Genomic DNA, 2,397 nt, shown 5'->3' with positions numbered 1-2,397 from the left:
CCTCACCGCCGACTGCCCAGGCCGACCTGCTGGCCCAGGTCGAACGCGCCATCGCCGACCTGTCCGCCCGCACCCCGCTGCTCGGAGGCTGACCGCGATGGACCTCGTCATCCGCCCAGCGACCCCGGACGACGCCGACGACATCGCGCGCATCTACAACCAGTCGGTGGCGGGCTCGACAGCGACCTTCGACACGCGCGAGCACACCGGCAAGCACCGCGCCGAGTGGCTCGCCGCGCACGGCGGGCGCCATCCGGTCCTGGTCGCCGTGGCGGACGGCGCCGTCGTCGGCTGGGGGTCGCTGTCGCTGTGGAACCCGCGCGGCGCCTACGCCGACACCGTCGAGATCTCCGCGTACGTGGACGAGGCGTGCGCGCGGCGCGGCGTCGGGCGCGCGATCGACACGGCACTCGTCGAGGCGGCGCGGGAGCACGGGCACCACGCGATCATCGCGCAGATCTCGGCCGAGAACGAGGCGAGCATGCGGCTGATCGAGTCGATGGGGTTCGAGCGGGTCGGTACCTTGCGCGAGGTCGGCCGCAAGTTCGACCGATGGGTCGACGTCGCACTCTACGAGCGGCTGCTCTAGCGACGCGGTAGCGCGTCGGGGTCGCAGATCACCGCGTCGGCGAGCCCTTCGGCCTTCAGACGCTCCGCGGCGTCCTCGGCGGTCCAGGCCAGGAGCGGGCGGCCGCGCAGGCGCTGGAGCGACGTGCCGAGTGACGGCAGCTCGTCGAGGTCGTAGGCGATGAAGTCCGGCTTCGAGGACCAGTCCATCATCAGGTTCTCGAGCAGGAACACCTCGTACCAAGCGAGCCCCTCCTCGCTCAAGTCGCCCGACAGCTGTCCGCGCGGCACCTCGGGCGCGGTCTTCGCGACGCGCGCGAGTGAGTACGGGTTGAACGACATCACCACCGCCTCGCCCGCGTATGCGGCGAGCTGCCGCGCGACGTCGTCCTCGAGCGTGCCCACGCCGCCGCGGTTCTTGATCTCGACGAACACCGGCACGCGGCCGCCGATCGTCTCGAGCGCCTCGGCGAGCGTCGGCACCGGCTCGTCGCCACCGAGCAGGCGCAGCTCGGCGAGCGCCGCCGCGGACGTCTCGCTCACGCGGCCGGGCGCGCCCGTCATGCGCGCGAGCTCGTCGTCGTGCATCACCATCGTCACGCCGTCGGAGCTGCTCAGCACGTCGAGCTCGATCGCGAAGCCGCGCGCAGCGGCCGCGTCGAACGCCGCGAGCGAGTTCTCCGGCACCCGTGGCGTGCCGTCCCACTGCCCGCGGTGCGCGATCGGCCCGGCGGTGAGCCACGCGGACGGATCGCGCGGCGGCCGGCCGCCGGTCGCCCATGCGAAGGCACCCGCGACCGCGGCGAGCAGCAGGACAAGGACGGCCGACGTGATCGCGGCGGCGCGCTTGCTCATGAGCGGCTCCATGCGACGGAGGGTCGGGCTGTCGTCACGAGACTAGCACCGCTACCGGCGCCGCACCCACACCGGGTCGCCCTCGGCCACGCCGTGCCGCGCGGCCCAGCCGGCGGGCACCTCGAGCACGGACGTGGTCGCTCCGGGGCTCACCGCACGCTCCGGGCCTTCCGGCGCGAGGCTCGAGACGCCGAGCACGTGCCCGTCGCCCGAGATCCAGATGACGTCGAGCGGGTAGTCGACGCGCTTGATGGCGAACGACCGCACGTCGGCCGAGGGCCACACGAACAGCATCCCGCCGGCGGCGCCGTCCAGGTCGAGGCCCTGCAGACCGCTCGAGCGCTCCGCCTCCGAGTCGGCGACGTAGACCGCCACGGTGGCACCGCGCACGGTGAGCTCGGCCTCGACCGCGCGGGGGCCCGAACATGCGACGAGTGCGGCCCCAGCCACGACCACACCGATGACGGTCCGCGCCCTCACGGCACCGCCCACGGGGGCACCTCGCGCATGTCGTGACGCCCGGCGCGCTCGACGGCGGCGGCACCGGGGAAGCGACGCTCGAGCTCGGCCCGGAAGTGGGGCGAGTGGTCGTGGCGCAGCGTGTGGACCAGTTCGTGGACGACGGTGCACCGCGCGCGCTCGGGCGTGCGGAAGAGCAGCAGCGGGTTCAAGGTGATCGCGCCCGCCCGCGAGCAGGTGCCCCACCGGGTGCGCATGCGCCGGAAGCGCGCGGACACATAGGGCAGCGCCAGCCGCGCGGACTCCTCGGCCAGCACGGCGCCCAGCCGCTCGGCCGCGGCGCGGTCGAGCCAGCGCCGCAGCGCACGCAGGCATGCGTCGGCATCGGCCACGTCACCGGCGGCCACGAGCGTCCCGGCCGCGGGGTCCTCGCGCACGCGTACGCCCCGGCCGGGCGCGTGGCGGTAGTCGACGCCCCACGCTTCGCCGGTCGCCGCGAACGTCACCGTGTCGGGC

Annotated in this window: 4 protein-coding genes; 1 reads left to right on the top strand and 3 read right to left on the bottom strand. The window is 74.3% G+C overall.

From position 1 onward, the window contains the following. The first annotated feature begins 97 nt into the window (after positions 1 to 97). Positions 98 to 589, top strand: a complete 492-nt coding sequence (locus FDZ70_09385) for an N-acetyltransferase family protein (protein TLM70035.1) — start codon at positions 98 to 100, stop codon at positions 587 to 589. Here FDZ70_09385 and FDZ70_09380 read toward each other — a convergent pair. From FDZ70_09380 to FDZ70_09370, 3 genes are all read right to left on the bottom strand, one after another. Further along, on the bottom strand, positions 586 to 1,434 hold the full coding sequence (locus FDZ70_09380) for a glycerophosphodiester phosphodiesterase (protein ID TLM70034.1): 849 nt from the start codon (positions 1,432 to 1,434) through the stop codon (positions 586 to 588). The two genes, FDZ70_09385 and FDZ70_09380, sit on opposite strands and share 4 nt — an antisense overlap. A 39-nt stretch (positions 1,435 to 1,473) precedes the next feature. Then, entirely contained in the window at positions 1,474 to 2,052 is a 579-nt protein-coding gene (locus FDZ70_09375; GenBank protein TLM70033.1) for a DUF192 domain-containing protein, read from the bottom strand. Further along, positions 1,899 to 2,397: M48 family metallopeptidase (locus FDZ70_09370; protein ID TLM70032.1), on the bottom strand; the 499-nt coding region annotated here is incomplete at its 5' end. The genes FDZ70_09370 and FDZ70_09375, both read right to left, overlap by 154 nt.

It is taken from the genome of Actinomycetota bacterium, from assembly GCA_005774595.1.
Classification (GTDB): Bacteria; Actinomycetota; Coriobacteriia; order Anaerosomatales; family D1FN1-002; genus D1FN1-002.
The sequence above is the reverse complement of the archived record's forward strand: the minus strand, read 5'-3'. Positions and strand labels throughout refer to the sequence as shown.

Coding starts and splice junctions, on each gene's coding strand:
- FDZ70_09385 (TLM70035.1), top strand. CDS start 98: ATGGACCTCGTCATCCGCCCAGCGACCCCGGACGACGCCGACGACATC.
- FDZ70_09380 (TLM70034.1), bottom strand. CDS start 1,434: ATGGAGCCGCTCATGAGCAAGCGCGCCGCCGCGATCACGTCGGCCGTC.